Consider the following 17969-nt stretch of genomic DNA (forward strand, 5'->3'; position numbering starts at 1 on the left):
GTTTTATTTTATTGCTCCTGCGGCATAAGGTGTATATACAGCGGCTCGTTCTGCTAAGGTAGATGTATGAAACTTCTAATGAAAAACAATACTATAAATATCTTTGCCGCCTATTCCCCCCGCCCTATCCGATGCCATATAAGCTGTGGTGAAGTCACTGGTAAGTATAAAGTACAGATCATCGCCAGGCGAATTCACAGGATGTCCCAGATTCAGGGCTTTATTCCATTTGCCTGCTGCTATCCTGCTGCTGAAAATATCGTAGCCTCCCATGGTATTATGCCCACGCGAGCTAAAGTATAAGGTGTTGTTTTTGAAATCTACAAAGGGGGCATCCTCATCATAAACCGTATTTACCTCAGGCCCCAGGTTTAGCGCCTCACTCCAGTTGCCATTCTTCTCTTTGTAACACACGTAAATATCAAGGCCACCATACCCTCCTGCTCGATCGCTGGAGAAGAAGGCGAATTTTTCATCGTCCGTAACATACACAGAAGGCTCCCGGTACCCGCGATTAAAAGGCGCCTGCAATCGCACCGGAACCGACCACTGCCCGCTTTCCAGCTTTTGGGAAACATGAAGGCCTTTGTCTGCAAAAAAAGTATAAAGCTCTCTGCCATGTGGTGCCACTGATACAACCGCATGATAGGGCATCTGATACTGCGGCTCCAGAAATAACTCTGACGCCTGCCATACCCCTTCCTCTAACCTGCTGATACGTATTTGCTCTGCACCAGCAAACGCTGCAGGCTGGTTGCTTTTACCGGGCCTGCGTGTGGTGTACAGCATGGCCTGGTTCCCGGGCATCAGCACTGGCACATAATCTGAGTACTCAGAGTTTATACCTGCTCCTACACTGGTGATGGTACCAACGGCTGGCAATTTCATGAGCGCTTCTCCAGCTATACATTCTTCTATTTTTTTACGAAGCGTATGCTGGTAGGCTTTGTCCAGAGCAGGCGTCTTTTTCTGCTCCTGCTCATAGTATGATCTGGCCTGGCTGAATTCATAATCCTGCTGGTGCGCTTCGCCCAGGTACAGCCGTATTTTGTTTTGCACCAATGGGTTTAGCAAAATAGCCTGCTGAAAACAAACCTTTGCCTCCTTCGGCTCATTCAGCTGCACATATACAAGGCCTAACTTGCTGTGTACCTCTGCGCTGTTAGGCATTAGTTCTGCTGCACGCTTGTAAAGAATGTGTGCCGATTTATAGTCTTCCAGGGCAAATGCCTCCTCGGCCTTTCGGAGCAGGCGCTTCTCCTCGCCTGGGTTCAGAACGGCAGTGCAAACAAACATCACCACAAGTAGCATCACCCACTGGCTCCTATTAGCGAAACTCCTCCTTCCGGTAAAATCTTCTTCCATTGTATGCGTTAAAGTATAAATAACCGAAGTGCTTTGATGGGAGATAAATTCTTATCTTTGAGGTTCGTAAATAAACACCCCGGCAAAACGGCGGCTGAAATTAGCAAAAGTAAACCTCTGCGCACAACCAGTTATAGTATTTTTTTAAGGCAGAGCACCCAAAACCCACTGGTATGATAATAAAGGAAGCGAAATTTTTAATGAGTAATACAATGGTGGAGGCATGCCCTACCCCGGATAAGCCAGAGTATGCCTTTATCGGCCGCTCCAACGTTGGCAAATCGTCTCTCATTAACATGCTGACGCAGCAAAAAGGATTGGCTAAAACATCCGGACAACCAGGCAAAACACAGCTTATAAACCATTTCCTGATAAATAATGAGTGGTATTTGGTTGATTTACCGGGCTATGGCTATGCCAAAGTAAGCAAAAGCTCGCGCGAGGATTGGCGCCGCATGATAAACTTTTACATGCAAAAGCGCGAAAACCTGACCTGCGTGTTTGTGCTGATCGATTCGCGCCACGAGCCACTTCAGGTAGACCTGGATTTTATAAACCATCTGGGAACTATGGGAGTGCCTTTCGTGCTTGTGTTTACAAAGCTTGATAAGCAATCGGCTCTAAAAACCGACTCAACCATAGCTGCCTACCAGCGTAAACTCGGTGAAAACTGGGATGAGCTACCGCAAATGTTTCGCACATCAGCCGAGAAAGGCATGGGGCGTGACGAGGTGCTAAACTTTATTGAAGAGGTAAACAGCCAGGTGAAGAACCAGGAGAAATAGCACCTTCAGATAGCATTTATACTAGTGCCGTAGCTTATTCCGTGATGTATGATTTTTAAATGTTTATCTTTATGAAAAGAAAAATTTCATTTTTGTTTCTTTTATTTGCCTTCGCAACACTGACAGCTAGCGCCCAGACCACTGGAAACAAGCCGGAGCAGGAGGAAGCAAAAGTATGGACACCTGAGAAAACGCCACCGGTAGCGGAGCATTTTGAAGGCGGACAGGATGCCATGTATAAGGCCCTTTACAAAGAGCTGACGTACCCGCCCCTGGCCAAGCGCAACCGGGTGCAGGGAGAGTGCATTGTCTCTTTTACAATAAACCCTGATGGCTCCACTACTAACTTTAAAGTACTGCGTAATGCAGGAGCCGGTACCGGCGAAGAAGCACTGCGTGCAGCTAAACTCCTGAAGTTTAAAGCCCCCGGTTATGCTGTAGATGGCAGCATTCCGATTATGTTTAAATTATAAAACAAAACAGAGATACTTTTACTATGCCTATTGATTTAAGACAAGTTGCAGCTATATCTGGCCAGTCAGGCCTGTACCGTGTGGTAAAACCTACACGCACTGGTGTGATCATGGAGAGCCTGGAAGAAACCCCAAAAACAATGGTAGCACAGGCCCGCCACCGTATGTCGCTTCTAGATGAGATCTCTATCTATACGACGGATGAGGAAGGGACTGTAGCGCTTGCTGAGGTATTTGACCTTATCCACGAGAAGTATGGCGACGAGCTGCCACTAGGCGAAAAGCCAAGCAACGAGGAGTACAAAGAGTTTATGACAAGCGTACTGCCTAACTTTGATGATGAGCGTGTATACGTATCAGACATGAAGAAACTGGCTGCCTGGTACCACATCGTAAACAAGTATGTAGGTTTTACCGAGTCTGCCGCTTCTGAATCAGAGGAAGAAGAAAAGAACTCTGAAGATAACGCATAACAAGAAAAAGCCTTCCCGATGCGGAAGGCTTTTTTTGTATACCCCCCTCCCATCTGCGCCCATAATACCTGATTTATACTTTATGCTATAACCAGTAGTAGTTTTTGCTTTTACCACATGCCACACTATTCTCCTGCCATACTTACCAGTGCCACAAATCATCTGCAGAAAGTTTTTGAGGTAGATAACTTACCTTCTCATACTATTGATGCCCTTCGTTACAAACTTGCCCGGGTAGTACTACACTTACTCCACACCGACATAAATCGCTTGCTGCATCTGCTGTACCGTATTGATGTGGACGAGCACCGGGTAAAACAGGCAATGGTGGATGCCGACGAGGAAACCATGGCCGAACGCATTGCTTATCTCATCATTGAGCGTGAAGTACAGAAAGCTCAGATTCGCTTACGATACAGCAGCGGCAGTTAACGGCTGCTATACCTTTACGCCTATAGCCAATCCCTCGTACGCTTTCAGCACCCACACAAAGTATAGACAAACGAAAAGGCAGAAGACCTTTCAGCCTTCTGCCTTTGATATTTTCTTAATGATCCAGATTAATAATAGCGTGCTTAACTTACTGCAACTTCTGCTTTTAAAAACTCTTCTGCTTTATCTACCATCTCTGTAGAGCCAATGTATAGCGGGCAACGCTCGTGTAGCTCCTGTGGGGTGATCTCTAAAATACGCTTCTGCCCATTCGTGGCCTTTCCTCCTGCCTGCTCTACTATAAAAGCCAGGGCATTGCACTCATACATCAGGCGCAGCTTTCCTTTTGGTGCTTTTGCCGTAGCCGGATAGATGTAGATACCTCCCTTTAAAAGGTTGCGGTGGAAATCAGCCACCAGAGAGCCAATGTAACGAGCAGAGTAGCCACTGTCTTTGCAGTAGTTTACGTACTGTTTCAGGCCCTCCGGAAAGTAATTGTAAGTACCTTCATTGATAGAATAAATAGTGCCTGTTTGCGGAGACGTAATGTTTGGGTGAGACAAGAAAAACTCGCCCAGCGTTGGGTCGTAGGTGAAACCGTTTACACCGTGGCCTGTAGTATACACCATCATGGTAGAAGAACCATAGATTACATAACCGGCAGCCACCTGGCGCGTACCATCTTGCAGGCAGTCTTCCATCGTACCGTTCGCGCCCTGATCAGAAATGCGGCGGTAAATAGAGAAGATTGTTCCAATTGATACGTTTACATCAATGTTAGAGGAACCATCCAGCGGGTCGATGGCCACAATGTATTTGCCTTTGTGGTTACCGGTTTGGATGATATCATCCTCTTCTTCAGAGATGATGGTGCAAACCTCGCCGCCGTTGCGCAAGGCACGGATAAAGCGAATGTTGGCAATTACGTCCAGCTTCTGCTGGTCCTCGCCCTGCACGTTTTGTTGGCCATAAGCTCCGGTAACGTCCAGCAGGCCAGCGCGGTTTATTTCGCGGTTCACTATTTTAGCCGCAAGGGCTATGTCGCGGAGCAGCTGCGACAGCTCTCCTGTGGCATAAGAAAACTCTTCCTGTTTTCTCATGATGAACCTGTCCAGCGTAGTGCCTACAGGTAGCGCAAGTTTGTCATTCATACAGTTAAATTTAACCTTCTAGTTACAAAAATATCATTTTTAGGCAATATTCCGAATGATGCCTATTTTTACGACCTATGAGTAAAGACCGGATAAGTGTATATAAATTTGGCGGCGCATCCGTAAAAAGCGCCGGGGCGTTTCGTAACCTGGCTCGCATTGTACAGAAAAACGGCGGCGAGCAACGCCTGTTACTGGTAGTGTCAGCAATGGGCAAAACTACGAATGCCCTGGAAGAACTGCTGAACTTAGCCTATCAACACCAGGATTTTGAGCAGGCTTACCTGCAACTGAAGATGTACCACCTGGAGGTATTGCATGAGCTGTTTTCAGATCATGACCACCCTGTTTACCAGCGACTGAATCACCTGTTTGAGCTACTGCACTTACAGCTGGCAAGCATGCTCCCAAATGACAACTTTGACAAAGTATACGATCAAACCGTAAGTTTTGGCGAACTTTTTTCTTCTTCAATTTTACATCATTTCTTAGAATCAGAAGGAGTTCACAACCAGTTTGTTGACAGCCGAAAGTACATCCAAACTGATAACAACTGGCGCGAGGCCAGGGTGGACTGGGGCTGGAGCGAGCGCCTGATCAAGCGCGATGTGCTGCCGCTGCTGCAGGAGGGGCTGGTGGTAACGCAGGGCTTTTTGGGCGGCACCAACAATGGTCTTACCACCACCTTAGGTCGTGAGGGCTCGGATTTTAGCGCGGCAATTTTCGCCTTTTGTCTGGATGCAGCGGGTATGTATATATGGAAGGATGTACCCGGATTACTTAACGCTGACCCCAAATATTTTCCGGATACGGTGTGTTATGCTGAAATTTCTTATCAGGAAACGGTAGAGATGGCCTACTATGGCGCCTCGGTTATTCATCCTAAAACAATAAAGCCACTGGCTAATAAACAGATTCCGCTTTATGTAAAATCGTTTCTGAACCCGGAAGGCGAAGGCACCAAAATCAGCGACTGCCGTTTTGAGAAGTTTGCCCCTGCGTATATTGTAAAAGAGAATCAGTGCCTGGTATCGTTCAGCGTAAAGGATTTCACGTTTATATCAGAGCAGAACCTCGGCACTATCTTCAATGCTTTGTCGGAGCTACGCATCAAGATTAACCTGATGCAGAATTCGGCCATTTCCTTTTCCATCTGCACAGATTACCACCCCACGCGCCTGCACCGCCTTATCCAGACGCTGCACGACCAGTTTGTGATCCACTACAACACAGAGCTGCGCCTGTATACCATCAAGAATTACGATACTGAGAGCCTGAACAAGATGCTGAAGGACAAAGAGGTGCTGCTGGAGCAGCGCACACGCACTACCTTCCAGTTTGTAAGCAAATAAAATACTTTAGCCCGCCCTACTCCGGCGGGCTTTTTTTATGATATGCCTAAAAAACGTAACTTCATGCATCAACAACAGAAACTAATCATACTATGGAATTTATACTTGTAACACCGCAAGCACAGCCAAACGTAGCGCTTATTCAGCTAAATAGACCTAAAGAACTAAACGCCCTGAACCTGCAACTGATGGGTGAGCTACGCGATGCCCTGAAGGAACTGGATGAGAACGACGAGGTGCGTGCTATTATCATCACCGGTAATGAGCGGGCCTTTGCCGCAGGTGCCGACATAAAGCAAATGGCGGGCAAAACGGCTATTGATATGCTGAACGTAGACCAGTTTTCTACCTGGGATCAGATCCGAAAGACAAAAAAGCCAATTATTGCGGCTGTTTCTGGTTTTGCTTTGGGAGGTGGCTGCGAGTTAGCCATGACCTGCGACATGATTGTTGCCTCGGAAACCGCTCAGTTTGGCCAGCCGGAAATTAAGATCGGAGTGATGCCAGGTGCAGGCGGCACGCAGCGCCTGACCAAAGCCATCGGCAAAGCCAAAGCGATGGAAATGGTGCTGACAGGCAAGTTCATTTCAGCAGACGAAGCCGAGAAGCATGGGCTGATTAACCGTGTGGTACCCGTGGAGCTATACTTGGACGAAGCATTTAAACTGGCCGCCGATATCGCACAAATGTCGCCGGTGGCAGCGAAACTGGCGAAAGAATCGGTGAACCGCTCTTTTGAAACCAACCTGGATGAGGGCCTTCACTTTGAGCGCAAGAATTTCTACCTCTGCTTCGCCTCCGAAGACCAAACCGAAGGCATGAATGCTTTTGTAGAGAAGCGCAAACCAGAATTTAAAGGAAGATAATTCTTTAGTTAAAAGTTTAGAGTTATGAGTTGATAGTTAGCGTAGCTTGTGGCTGTGATGGCAGCCGCTTCTAAATGCTTTGCTTCCGGGAAGCATGGGCAACTATGCTTTGGGGTGTATTTTATACTTTGGCGATGGATAAACGAGTATAAAACTTCTTCTGCTTGTTTATCCATTTCTGCTCACGCAGAAAGCAAGTTACAAACTTGCTTCATACACAGCCACAAGTTGCGCTAACGCTAAACTTGCGTCATAAACTAAATTGAAAGTAGCCTATCAACTCATAACTTTTAACTCTTCACTTTTAACTCTAATCTATACTCCCTACCTTTGCGGCAGAATTTACGAAGTAAGAATTTTTCTTAACTAGGATAATGCAGCAGCAAGACAGGCATGAGATACACCAACGCATTGTAGCTTCTGGCTTAAAAGCCACGAGCCAGCGCATTGTGGTGTATGAAGCGCTACATGCGCTGCACGGGCACCACCCCACTGCTGAAGAAGTATACCAGCACCTTGCCCCAGCCAATCCTAGTGTATCATTGGGTACTGTGTATAAAACACTGGATACCTTTGTAGACGCAGAGCTGATCAGGCGTGTTTTGTCTGAGACAGGCGGCAAACGCTATGACGCTAACGTTAGTACGCACAGCCACATCTACTGCAGCAATACCAAAGAGATAGTAGATTTTGAGGATGAAGAGCTGACGTTACTGCTTCAGGACTTTTTCAGCAAAAGACAGCTGGAGAATTTTGAGTTGAAAGGATTCTCGGTGCAGCTCACGGGCAAAAAGGTGGAGCCTGACAAACAAATAAGCATTAAACAAGTTTCACAATAGATTTTAAACAATACAAACTATCAACAATGGCAGTATTAGTAGGAAAAAAAGCACCTTCTTTTAGAGCTACAGCAGTAGTGAACGGCGAAGAGTTTGAAGAGGATTTCTCATTAGAGCAGTACCTTGGTAAGAAGCACGTTGTGTTCTTCTTCTGGCCAATGGACTTCACTTTCGTATGCCCTACTGAAATCATCGCATTCCAGGACAGAATGGAAGAGTTCGAGAAAAAAGGAGTGGCTGTAGTAGGTTGTTCAACTGATACACACTTCTCTCACTTTGCATGGTTAAGCACTCCTCAGGACCAAGGTGGTATTCAGGGTGTACAGTACCCACTGGTAGCTGATGCGGCTAAAACAATCGCAACTAACTACGATGTGTTAGCTGGCCACTACGAGTACAACGAAGAAGGCGAAATGACTTTTGTAGGCGATCCTGTTGCTTACCGCGGTCTGTTCCTGATCGACAAAGAAGGCGTTGTTCGTCACCAGGTAGTAAACGATATGCCACTTGGCCGTTCTATCGACGAGGCGCTGCGTATGGTGGATGCCCTGCAGTACTTTGAAGTAAAAGGCGAAGTTTGCCCTGCTAACTGGGAAGAAGGCAAAGATGCCATGCAAGCTACAAAAGAAGGCGTATCTAGCTACCTTGCTAACAAGGCAGCGGCTCATTAAGCATAAACCTCTTATAGTATAAAAAGGCCCCTGCTCTGGCAGGGGCCTTTTTTGTTGCTGCTGTTCTCAACATAAGCCCTCCAGCAAACGCTTGGCACTAGGTTAAGAAAAAAACGGCTAGACCTTTTGCCAAAAGCCGCTATCCATAGCTGGCTGCCAGGATGCTCCGTTAGTTCGTGCTGGTAGATCTAAGTATGGGTACGTGACCTTAGATAAGTATAGCCCCTGCGGATAAGCAACCGACAATGCATCCGGTGCTTGCCCTGAAATAAGGTAGCTCTCGAACTCCTGTACACTTATGGCTCCCTTTCCTACTTTCAAAAGCTTCCCGACAACCAACCTAATCATGCGGCGCACGAACCTGTTTGCCGAAATGTGAAACCGTAGCCGACCTCCCTGTGCATCGGTGTACCAGGTTGCTTCGGTGATGTGGCAGATAGTATTATCATGTTGAGCAGGAGTCTTACAGAAGGCCCTGAAGTCGGTGTACTTCAATAGCAGCGCCGTTGCCTGTTGCATTTTGTCGAGCCGAAGGTTTTGCTCCAGGTACAATGAGCTTACATCATTCAGAAAAGGATCTTTGTAGGTATGCACATAATAATCATAGCTGCGGTGGTTGGCATCGAAGCGGGCATGCGGCTGCCCTTCCATCGGTATAATGTCGAAAATAGCAATGTCTGGCGGCAAGGCCTTGTTTAGCCTGAAAAGCAAATCATACTCCCATGCCTGCGCCACATCCAGGTGAAAAAAGAACTGGCTGGCATGCACACCGGCATCCGTTCTGCCACAGCCAATCAGGTTTACAGGCATTTTCATCACCTGCTTTATACTTGTCTCCAGCACCTGCTGCACACCAAGCCCGTAAGGGTGCCGTTGCCAGCCGCTGTAGTTCGTTCCGCTGTAACCTATATGAAAGAAGTATCTCAAGTTAATTTGCTCGTGAGGATTTATACTTATGCCCACGGTGCTTTTGCTGCTGCACAGTAGTGCTACAAAGGTATAAAATTCAGTGCAAGCTACGTCGTCTGATTATTTTGTACTTGCAAGATATGAGCAAGTATACTGCGCCTGCTATGCCTCCCTCAGCAAAGGCAGAGTGCAGCACCTGAAGGAGCCTCCAGTAGCCGGGGCAGCATCAAATGTTAGCTCAACCACTTCTATTCCCCGCTTACGAATCAGCTCATTTACCGGCTTACAAACCTCATGATCACGGCTAATCAGTTTTTGCTGCGACAAAGACAGTACGTTGGTTGCCAGCTCCTGCTGCTGCGCTTTAGTCACAGAAATAAGATCGTAGGTATCGGTGATTTCTTTGGGGATGGTTTTGAAACCTGCTTCGTAAATCAGAGCTGCATTTTTGCCGATAGGGTTAAACATGCAGTCCAGGTGCAATACGTTTTCGCCGTCTGCCAGTGTTTGCGCCTCCACAGGCACAACGTTAAACTCGCTTCCAAACCGCTGCTTCAGAAACTCGACGCCCTCCCGGTTAGTGCGTTGCGAAACGGCCACATAAATATTCCCCTTATCTATTATTATGTCGCCGCCCTCAATCAGGCAGGTTGGCGAATCAGGGAGAATAATGCGCTGCGAATCGCTTGGAATGTTTTGCAGGTATGGAAAAATGCCAGCGGCTTCGTACCGCCTGCTTCGCTTGGCCATAGTACAGAGCAGAAACTTCTCTCCTATCACCATACCTAAATCACGAGGTGTGAGCTGGTCGTATACAAAAGGCGCAACGTAAGCAGGCACTAATACTTCTACTCCTGCATCTGCCAATACTTGCCTGAAAGCTTTAAATTCTTTCTTTAGTTGCTCCTGCTGTGGTAAGCCATTTTTCTGGTCTTCGTTAACTACTTCTACATAAGCCTGTGCCGCTGCATAATTCTCGTAGCGGCCTACAATCACTTTCCGTAATTGCTCCGTTTCGCTGTATTGCTTTATCATCAGGTATCAGTTTATATATGACATAAGAAAATATGACCTGCAAGTTTACCAAGGTTTACGAACCACAGCCAATAAAATTTAAGCCTGCTGATATGATTCAAAACTAAGCCACCGCAAAACAAGCCTATTCTGTATATTTGCAACACCACCATAAAGTTGCCCATAAAAGTTGCCCATATACGTTGAGGTGGTGCCATACATTAAAATAGGAATTTGAAGTTACTCTACGATATCGGATTAAAAGCTTATAAAGCAGCCATAGCGCTGGCTTCTCCTTTCAACCAAAAGGCGAAGCTGATGCAACAGGGCCGTGAGCGGCAGTTCGATAAACTACAGGAAACACTGCAGCAGAATAGCGCTCCCCTGGTGTGGTTCCACTGTGCTTCTTTAGGAGAGTTTGAGCAGGGTCGGCCAATTATAGAGGCTTTTAAACAAGCATTTCCAACCTATAAAGTACTGCTTACCTTCTTCTCTCCTTCCGGTTACGAAGTGCGCAAGAACTACCAGGGTGCCGATTATATCACCTACCTGCCCCTGGACAGTGCCAGCAATGCCCGCCAGTTTCTAGCGATAGCAAAGCCGGAATTGGCTGTTTTCGTGAAGTATGAGTTCTGGCATTATTACCTACAGGAGCTTCAGCAGCGTAATATCCCCGTGCTTTCTGTATCAGCCATTTTTAGGCAGGAGCAGGTTTTCTTTAAGCCTTACGGCGATTTTTACCGCAATATTCTGCGCCGCTTTACACATATCTATACCCAAAACAAGCGCTCTCTGGAGCTGCTGCAAAGTATAAATATCTCTAACACAAGTATAGCCGGCGACACTCGGTTTGATCGTGTGCTGCAAACAGCTGCCTCGGTTAAAACCATACCTGTAGTAGAAGCCTTTGCCGCTGGCCAGCCGGTGTTTATGATCGGTAGCAGCTGGCCAGCCGATATAGAAGTGCTTCTGCCACTCATGCAGCACTATGGTACAAGTATAAAATTTATCATTGCACCGCATGAAGTGAATGAGGCAAGTATAAACGCAGTAATGAAAACCGTAGGTGCAGCTGCCGTTCGCTTCTCCCAGGCCAATGCAGCAAGTATAGCCAAGTATAGCGTGCTTGTAATTGATAACATCGGCATGTTATCATCACTGTACAGCTACGGTACCTATGCCTATATTGGCGGTGCTTTTGGCAAAGGACTGCATAACACACTGGAAGCAGCCGTTTTTGGACTACCGCTGTTTTTTGGTCCCACTTACGACAAATTTCAGGAGGCAAAGGATCTGGTGGAGCTGGGCTGCGCTTTTCCTGTTAAAAACAGCGAAGAGCTACTGCGGGTGTTTGCAGAAGTACACGAAACTCCTGGGCTCGCCCTAAGTATAAAAACAAAGGAAAAGATATACGTACAAGAGCAGGCCGGTGCCACAGAGAAAATCATGGCCGATATAAAGCGCCTGCTTAACTAAGATAGATGAAAGGAGTTGTAGTTAAATCGACGGGATCGTGGTACCTGGTGCGCGATGAGGAGGGTAAGTTACACCGGGCAAGACTGCGAGGTAAGTTCAAGAACAAGAACCTGAAGGTAAGTAACCCGCTGGCTGTAGGAGATCGCGTGGAATTTGACGTCGAGACAACCGGAGAAGACACCGCTGTTATTCATAAGATAGAAGACCGCGAAAACTACATTATCCGCCAGAGTACACATAAAACCGCCTACTCCCACATTATTGCCGCCAACCTGGACCAAGCATTGCTCATTGTGACGCTCGTGTCGCCGCGTACTTCATTTGGATTCATAGACCGTTTTCTGGTAACTGCCGAAGCGTATGGTATTCCGGCTGTGCTCGTTTTTAACAAAACAGACCTGTACGATGAGGATGTAATGAAATACCAGCGCCAGATCAGCCACATGTATGGCCAGATAGGCTATGCCAGCATGACTGCCTCGGCCGCTAACCAGGAAGGAATCGCAGAAATCAACTCCCTGCTGCAGGGCAAAACAACGCTGCTTTCCGGCCATTCCGGTGTAGGCAAATCATCGCTTATTAACCTGCTGGTGCCAGATCTGGCGCTTAAAACTTCTGAAATCTCTGACTTCTCTGACAAAGGCGTACACACTACCACCTTCGCTGAAATGTTTGAGGTAGACGAGGACACCTATATCATTGATACACCCGGTATAAAAGAACTGGGCATTGTAGATATTCCGGCTGCCCAGTTAAGCCATTTTTTCCCGGAGATGCGGGAGCGCATGAACCAGTGCCGTTTTAATAACTGCACCCACTTTAACGAGCCCGGCTGTGCCGTAATAGAAGCTGTGCGCAAAAGCGAGATATCCCTTACCCGCTACGAAAGTTATCTGAGCATGCTGCACGGGCAGGACAACCGTAAATAATTTACAAGAGCCTGTTTATACTTCATTCTCTGCAGCGCAAATAAAGCTTGTGTACCGCATCAGTCGAAAAAGGAAAGGGCAGATACTTCTACAGCATCTACCCTTTCCTTTTTTATAAAATGGCGCTTATTGTTTTGTGACCAGCACTTTGCCTATTACGTGTATTACGCCGTTCTGGCTCAACTGATCTGGTTCCAGCACTTCTGCACCGTTAATCATCAGCTTACCGTTTTTCTTCGTTACCTTCAGTTGCTCTCCGCCAACTGTTTTCAAGCTGGCACCGTCTTTCAAATCAGCTTCTGTCAGCTTGCCAGCTACTACATGGTTGTTTAGCAAATTAGTCAGGCGCTTATTGTTCTCGTTCTTCGACAGATCCTCCACTACCCCATCAGGTAGTCCTTCAAAGGCTCCGTTTTCGGGTGCAAACACTGTGTAAGGCCCGGTAGCGTTTAATGTTTCCACCATACCGGCTTTACGTATAAGCGAGGCAAGGGTACTCAGTTCTGATGAGGATGTTATGTTTTCAGTAATGATCTGCGTCGGCATCATTTCATAGCCGCCTATATTCGGGTTAGTAGTGGCTATAGTACCTTCATTATTTTTAGCAGTAGCCATAGAGGGATTAGTACCACGTGAATCAGGCTCCTCGCGAGCGGTAGGTTCTGTACTCTCAGCCTGCATCTCGTTCTGGCTGTTACTCTCGTCTGTGCCACAGCCTGTAAGGGCAAAGCCCATTAACACAGCAAAGGCGTATGCTATAATGGAGTTTCTTTTCATAGTATTTATACTTGTTGAGCTTACATTAAATTTAAATCGCTGACACTATACCAGCGATGCCGTTTACCAGAAGCAGACGGTCTTTAGCTTTCTTAAACTATAAAATTCGTACTTTTGTTATTAACTTCAATTAAACATATAACGACACATACCATGAAAACTGCAGAAATACATACAGGCAAAGGTGTAATGAAAGTAGAGTTCTTTGAACAAGATGCTCCTAAAACGGTAGAGAACTTTGTGAAACTAGCGAATGATGGTTTCTATGATGGCTTAACGTTTCACCGTGTAATTCCGGATTTCGTTATTCAGGGTGGCTGCCCTAACACACGCGAGGGTGAAAAAGGAGTACCTGGCACAGGTGGCCCAGGCTACAAAATTGACTGCGAACTGACTGGCGAGAACCAGTACCACGACCGTGGCGTGCTAAGTATGGCACATGCCGGCCGCAACACCGGAGGCTCTCAGTTCTTTATTGTACACAGCCGCAAAAATACCGCACACCTTGACAGAAACCACACCGTATTTGGCAAGGTGGTAGAAGGCCTGGATGTAATTGATCAGATCCGCGCGAACGACCGTATCGAGAAAATAGTAGTGAACGAGGCATAGTCTCCTAACTCATACCCCAAAAGCAGCGCCGGTTCTTATCCAGAGCCGGCGCTTTCTTTTTGCAGCGTAAGCCATCCCTCACAAGCTTTCACCTCTGGCTTTTGCCGGACGCTACATTTATCACCTTTTAAAGATTACGCAGCACAATTATTATGCAAGCCATGTATCCTGCGTAATATTGCGTAGCTTTACCCTAGAGCTGTTCTGTGCCCAAAGGGGAATATCCTGCATTGCCTCCCCTGCTTTAGTTGGTGCTAGGCTTCAATATTTATAATATCATACTTAACGATAAGTGGCCTACGCATTTGCAGGGCCCACAGACCTAAACTGTGCGTATGAAGAAACTCGCTTTACACTGGCAAATCCTGATAGGTATGGCACTTGGCATACTTTGGGGAATGGCAGCCAGTTACCTTGGCTTCGTGGATCTCACCCTCGACTGGATTCGCCCTTTTGGCACCATTTTCATCAACCTCCTAAAGCTGATCGCGGTACCTTTGGTGCTGGTTTCACTCATTACAGGCGTATCAAGCCTGAGCGATGTGAGTCGGCTTTCCCGCATCGGCTCCAAAACCATAGGCATCTACTTAGGCACTACGGTGGTAGCTGTAGTGCTGGGGCTATTGCTGGTGAATATATTCGAGCCGGGCAAAGCTTTCTCGCCGGAAAAGCGGGAGGAGTTTAAGGAGCAGTTTGCCTCCACTACTGTAGAACGATCTTCGGATGCTGCCGCTGTAGAACAACAGGGCCCTTTGCAGCCGCTAGTTGATATTGTGCCCAGCAACATATTTGGCTCCCTCACCAATAACGGAGCCATGCTACAGGTCATCTTTTTCGCCCTGTTGTTCGGTATTGCGCTTATCATGATTCCGCCCGACAAGGCCGCGCCCGTCAATGATTTTTTTGAAGGTGTAAACCTCGTCGTACTTAAAATCGTGGACCTGATTATGGCCACTGCGCCTTATGGCGTGTTTGCGCTACTGGCAGGATTAGTGGTAGAATTTGCCGGTGACGATCCAGCATCTGCAGTAGAGCTGTTGCTGGTGCTGGGCTATTACTGTATTATTGTGGTGGTAGGGCTGGCACTGATGATCTTTGTGGTGTATCCGTTGCTGGTGGTTTTTGTGGGCAAAACAAAGTATAAAAGCTTCTTTAAAGGGATTTTCCCGGCACAGATGCTGGCATTCTCTACCTCGTCCAGTGCGGCCACGCTACCTGTCACGATGGAGTGCGCCGAGAAAAACCTGGGTATAAATAAAGAAATCACCAGCTTTGTGCTGCCTTTAGGAGCTACTATCAATATGGATGGAACCAGTCTTTACCAGGCTGTAGCTGCTGTTTTTATTGCACAAGCGTACGGCATAGAACTTGACCTTATGGCACAGCTTGGTATTGTGATGACGGCCACCTTGGCCTCCATCGGAGCTGCTGCCGTGCCTGGTGCCGGCATTGTAATGCTGGTAATTGTGCTGCAACAGGCAGGTATACCCATAGAAGGTATTGCCCTTATACTTGCCCCGGACCGCATACTGGATATGTGCCGCACCACCGTAAATGTAACCGGCGATGCTACCGTATCTATGGTGGTGGCGCAGACAGAGGGGCAACTTCACCCACCTACAGAGATAACAATAAAGTAGCATACAAACCTGTTCCGAGCGCAAAAGCCCAGTAACGGCTTTTGCGCTCTTCAGGCAGTTCCTCCTTCATCACATTTAGTATAACACCGCCCCCGATAAAGGCCATCAACAAAGCCACAGCTGCCTCCGACACTTCTACCATATAGCCCACTACCCACCCAAGCATCAGAGCTATTACCAGCACCCAGCGCCCAATACGTCTGTATCTTTCTCTGTGATGCTCCTGAAACCCAAAGTCGTTTACAATAAAGTGCAGCGCCATGGCAATAGAGAAAAGCACCAACTCTTCTAAAGCCCCTTCTTCGCGCTGAAACAGAAGGTATCCAATCAAGGCATTGTAGATAGAAAAGGACCCCATGTGAATCCAGAACACATTGGCAGAAGGAATCTTTTGGCCATCTTTCTGCTCTTGCTCGTGTTTGTCTTTAACAACAGCGCGCTCCAGGCCATAAAAGAAAGCCAGGCCAATCAAAGCCATCAGGTACACGTGGTGCTCTAAATAACCACCAAACCCACCGATGTCCTGTATATGCTTCTGCCCTTCGCTAAACTCCGGAAACAGGTGCAGAAACACATAAGCCACAGACACCCCACCTGCAATAGATAGCCAGATACTCCGTGGTAATCCAGCCAGCAGCCTGAGCCTTGTTCCAAAAAAATGAATAAATGCCAGCGCCAAAACCGGCCAGATCGATACATAATGCTCCATAGCCTCTGCTACTTCGTTCAGTAGTTTTAGGTTGCTGAAGGTACGGTTCCTGCATTCTTTCGGCAGGTTACACCTGCTTCAAGGTTCCTTTAGAATCTCCATTAAACTTACCTGAAAATTAATTTCTGTAGAATCCACAACATGATAAGAGTTAAGCTACTTATCCTTATATTTTTTGTTAAATTTCAAAAGCGTAATAGGAAACCTAATCGGAGAGAATTAAAACACTCCAGCTAAAGGGCCAATAACCGGAACAGTGCCTTATATACAGTAGTTGGCGGTAACTTTAGTTATGAAGAAAAAATGAAGCATCTCATATTCTTGCTGATTATCTTACTATACTTCACATCGTGTAGTAGTAAGATAGAAACACAGGAAATCAACGGTGTTGAATACTTAGTTACTCCTGTAGATAGTTCTGCCAACTTACTTGTTGAAACTGATAGTTTCTCTGGTGTGGTGTTCAGCGAGCATGAGTCACCAAACCGTGATGTGTTTACATTTAGCATGCTCTTAAGACCTAAGGAAAAAGACACTATTACTCCATTTACACCTTCGCTTGATGATATTGTAATTGCCGAGAGAATCCTGAAAAGATGTGCTGAAGTCGATGAAATAGGTGCTGACAGTTTAGCTATCGGAGAAGTCAATAGCCTAACCACTTATAGAAGACAATACTTTGGGGGTATAAATGAAAAGGGGCAGAAACTGATTTGGATAAACTGTTTTTCCAAAGAGAGCGAATTTGACCACAAAGACTGGAAAAAGGAAATAGTAGAAGTACAAGACGGTGGTGATTGGTACTTTAACGTTGTAGCCAACATAAGTACAGAAGAGTGTTATAGGTTCTTTAGAAACTCAATTGGTGGGTGAGAAGAACAGCTTCCGCCAACACAGTTCAGCCTTTAAACTCGGCTACGCCTCGTCCATCGGCTGCACGAGTAACGTTGTGCTGCATACTCATAAACAAAATTAAAAAATGGTCAGGTACTTATTCATTCACGCTGCAACTACAATAGTTGTCTTTATGATCTGGATAACCAGTACTGGCTTATCTGGGGGTGAAGTCGGAATGGCACCATTTATTTTAGGTTTTGTGCTTCTAATTCAGCTATTTGTTGGAATGGTGCTGGCGCTTTTTTTCAGGAAGTATCTCATAGAAAGAAGACAGAAAGTAGCAGGATTGACTTTTTACTTTATTCTATACGAACTGATATTTTTTGCAATAGATGGACAGTTGTCAATAATAAGTGCATTTGGTAAAGGCTGGTCAAGTGAAGTTTACATTGCATATTCACTCTCATCTATATTAGCTTATGTTGTTGCTTTGACTATTCTGCTAACAAAAGAATTAAAGGCTTCAGGAAAATATCATAAAGATTAAAAAGTACGATAGCACAATCGTGTAGACGGCCCTGCCACCTCTAGGTAGCAGGGTGCGCCTCACACACCACTGTACGTACGGGTCTCGTATACAGCGGTTCGTTAAGTTGTGG

General features: G+C 46.5%; 20 protein-coding genes. 14 read left to right on the top strand and 6 right to left on the bottom strand.

Features of this window, described 5'->3' with window-relative positions; translation table 11 throughout:
• Positions 1–75: 75 nt before the first annotated feature.
• A complete protein-coding gene (locus ACFQ2O_RS11250; RefSeq protein ID WP_377527422.1) occupies positions 76–1365 on the bottom strand; it encodes a tetratricopeptide repeat protein in 1290 nt (429 codons plus the stop codon).
• Positions 1366–1538: 173 nt separating this feature from the next.
• On the opposite strand from ACFQ2O_RS11250, the gene yihA reads away from it, so the two are divergent.
• From yihA to ACFQ2O_RS11270, 4 genes are all read left to right on the top strand, one after another.
• Entirely contained in the window at positions 1539–2150 is a 612-nt protein-coding gene (yihA, locus tag ACFQ2O_RS11255) for a ribosome biogenesis GTP-binding protein YihA/YsxC (RefSeq protein WP_377527425.1), read from the top strand.
• A 71-nt stretch (positions 2151–2221) separates the two neighbouring features.
• A complete protein-coding gene (locus tag ACFQ2O_RS11260; protein WP_377527428.1) occupies positions 2222–2623 on the top strand; it encodes an energy transducer TonB in 402 nt (133 codons plus the stop codon).
• A gap of 23 nt (positions 2624–2646) precedes the next feature.
• Positions 2647–3096: a DUF5606 family protein gene (locus tag ACFQ2O_RS11265; RefSeq protein WP_377527431.1), complete on the top strand. Its 450-nt coding sequence runs from the start codon at positions 2647–2649 to the stop codon at positions 3094–3096.
• 117 nt (positions 3097–3213) lie between these two features.
• Positions 3214–3528: a hypothetical protein gene (locus ACFQ2O_RS11270; RefSeq protein WP_377527434.1), complete on the top strand. Its 315-nt coding sequence runs from the start codon at positions 3214–3216 to the stop codon at positions 3526–3528.
• Between the two features lie 143 nt (positions 3529–3671).
• On the opposite strand, the gene fbp is transcribed toward ACFQ2O_RS11270, so the two are convergent.
• Positions 3672–4679, bottom strand: a complete 1008-nt coding sequence (gene fbp / locus ACFQ2O_RS11275) for a class 1 fructose-bisphosphatase (RefSeq protein ID WP_377527437.1) — start codon at positions 4677–4679, stop codon at positions 3672–3674.
• 77 nt (positions 4680–4756) lie between these two features.
• Here fbp and ACFQ2O_RS11280 point away from each other — a divergent pair, with 77 nt between their 5' ends.
• From ACFQ2O_RS11280 to ACFQ2O_RS11295, 4 genes are all read left to right on the top strand, one after another.
• Positions 4757–6031: an aspartate kinase gene (locus tag ACFQ2O_RS11280; protein WP_377527440.1), complete on the top strand. Its 1275-nt coding sequence runs from the start codon at positions 4757–4759 to the stop codon at positions 6029–6031.
• A 92-nt stretch (positions 6032–6123) separates the two neighbouring features.
• Positions 6124–6897, top strand: coding sequence for an enoyl-CoA hydratase-related protein (locus ACFQ2O_RS11285; RefSeq protein WP_377527444.1), 774 nt, complete (start codon positions 6124–6126; stop codon positions 6895–6897).
• A 374-nt stretch (positions 6898–7271) separates the two neighbouring features.
• Positions 7272–7736 (top strand): Fur family transcriptional regulator, encoded by a 465-nt coding sequence (locus ACFQ2O_RS11290; RefSeq protein WP_377527447.1) that lies wholly within the window; start codon positions 7272–7274, stop codon positions 7734–7736.
• A 26-nt stretch (positions 7737–7762) separates the two neighbouring features.
• Complete coding sequence (locus tag ACFQ2O_RS11295; RefSeq protein ID WP_377527450.1) at positions 7763–8407, top strand: peroxiredoxin; 645 nt, start codon at positions 7763–7765, stop codon at positions 8405–8407.
• A 117-nt stretch (positions 8408–8524) separates the two neighbouring features.
• Here the strand turns inward: ACFQ2O_RS11295 and truA are convergent, their stop codons facing one another.
• Entirely contained in the window at positions 8525–9334 is an 810-nt protein-coding gene (gene truA, locus ACFQ2O_RS11300) for a tRNA pseudouridine(38-40) synthase TruA (RefSeq protein WP_377527454.1), read from the bottom strand.
• Positions 9335–9478: 144 nt separating this feature from the next.
• A complete protein-coding gene (locus tag ACFQ2O_RS11305) occupies positions 9479–10351 on the bottom strand; it encodes a dimethylarginine dimethylaminohydrolase family protein (RefSeq protein ID WP_377527457.1) in 873 nt (290 codons plus the stop codon).
• A gap of 213 nt (positions 10352–10564) precedes the next feature.
• On the opposite strand from ACFQ2O_RS11305, the gene ACFQ2O_RS11310 reads away from it, so the two are divergent.
• Both ACFQ2O_RS11310 and rsgA read left to right on the top strand, forming a co-directional pair.
• Complete coding sequence (locus ACFQ2O_RS11310) at positions 10565–11806, top strand: 3-deoxy-D-manno-octulosonic acid transferase (protein WP_377527461.1); 1242 nt, start codon at positions 10565–10567, stop codon at positions 11804–11806.
• A gap of 5 nt (positions 11807–11811) precedes the next feature.
• The gene (gene rsgA / locus ACFQ2O_RS11315; RefSeq protein ID WP_377527464.1) at positions 11812–12735 is read left to right on the top strand and encodes a ribosome small subunit-dependent GTPase A; all 924 of its coding nucleotides are present in this window, start codon (positions 11812–11814) and stop codon (positions 12733–12735) included.
• Positions 12736–12861: 126 nt separating this feature from the next.
• On the opposite strand, the gene ACFQ2O_RS11320 is transcribed toward rsgA, so the two are convergent.
• A complete protein-coding gene (locus tag ACFQ2O_RS11320) occupies positions 12862–13512 on the bottom strand; it encodes a fasciclin domain-containing protein (protein WP_377527467.1) in 651 nt (216 codons plus the stop codon).
• Between the two features lie 153 nt (positions 13513–13665).
• Between ACFQ2O_RS11320 and ACFQ2O_RS11325 the strand changes: the two genes are divergently transcribed.
• Together ACFQ2O_RS11325 and ACFQ2O_RS11330 are read left to right on the top strand one after the other, a co-directional pair.
• On the top strand, positions 13666–14124 hold the full coding sequence (locus ACFQ2O_RS11325; protein WP_377527469.1) for a peptidylprolyl isomerase: 459 nt from the start codon (positions 13666–13668) through the stop codon (positions 14122–14124).
• A 335-nt stretch (positions 14125–14459) separates the two neighbouring features.
• Positions 14460–15764, top strand: a complete 1305-nt coding sequence (locus tag ACFQ2O_RS11330) for a dicarboxylate/amino acid:cation symporter (protein ID WP_377527471.1) — start codon at positions 14460–14462, stop codon at positions 15762–15764.
• Here ACFQ2O_RS11330 and ACFQ2O_RS11335 read toward each other — a convergent pair.
• On the bottom strand, positions 15742–16473 hold the full coding sequence (locus ACFQ2O_RS11335) for a hypothetical protein (RefSeq protein WP_377527474.1): 732 nt from the start codon (positions 16471–16473) through the stop codon (positions 15742–15744). The genes ACFQ2O_RS11330 and ACFQ2O_RS11335 overlap by 23 nt on opposite strands.
• A gap of 303 nt (positions 16474–16776) precedes the next feature.
• Here ACFQ2O_RS11335 and ACFQ2O_RS11340 point away from each other — a divergent pair, with 303 nt between their 5' ends.
• Complete coding sequence (locus ACFQ2O_RS11340) at positions 16777–17346, top strand: hypothetical protein (protein ID WP_377527476.1); 570 nt, start codon at positions 16777–16779, stop codon at positions 17344–17346.
• Positions 17347–17500: 154 nt separating this feature from the next.
• Positions 17501–17857 (top strand): hypothetical protein, encoded by a 357-nt coding sequence (locus ACFQ2O_RS11345; RefSeq protein WP_377527478.1) that lies wholly within the window; start codon positions 17501–17503, stop codon positions 17855–17857.
• Positions 17858–17969: the final 112 nt, after the last annotated feature.

This window comes from Pontibacter rugosus (assembly GCF_042678745.1).
GTDB lineage: Bacteria > Bacteroidota > Bacteroidia > Cytophagales > Hymenobacteraceae > Pontibacter > Pontibacter rugosus.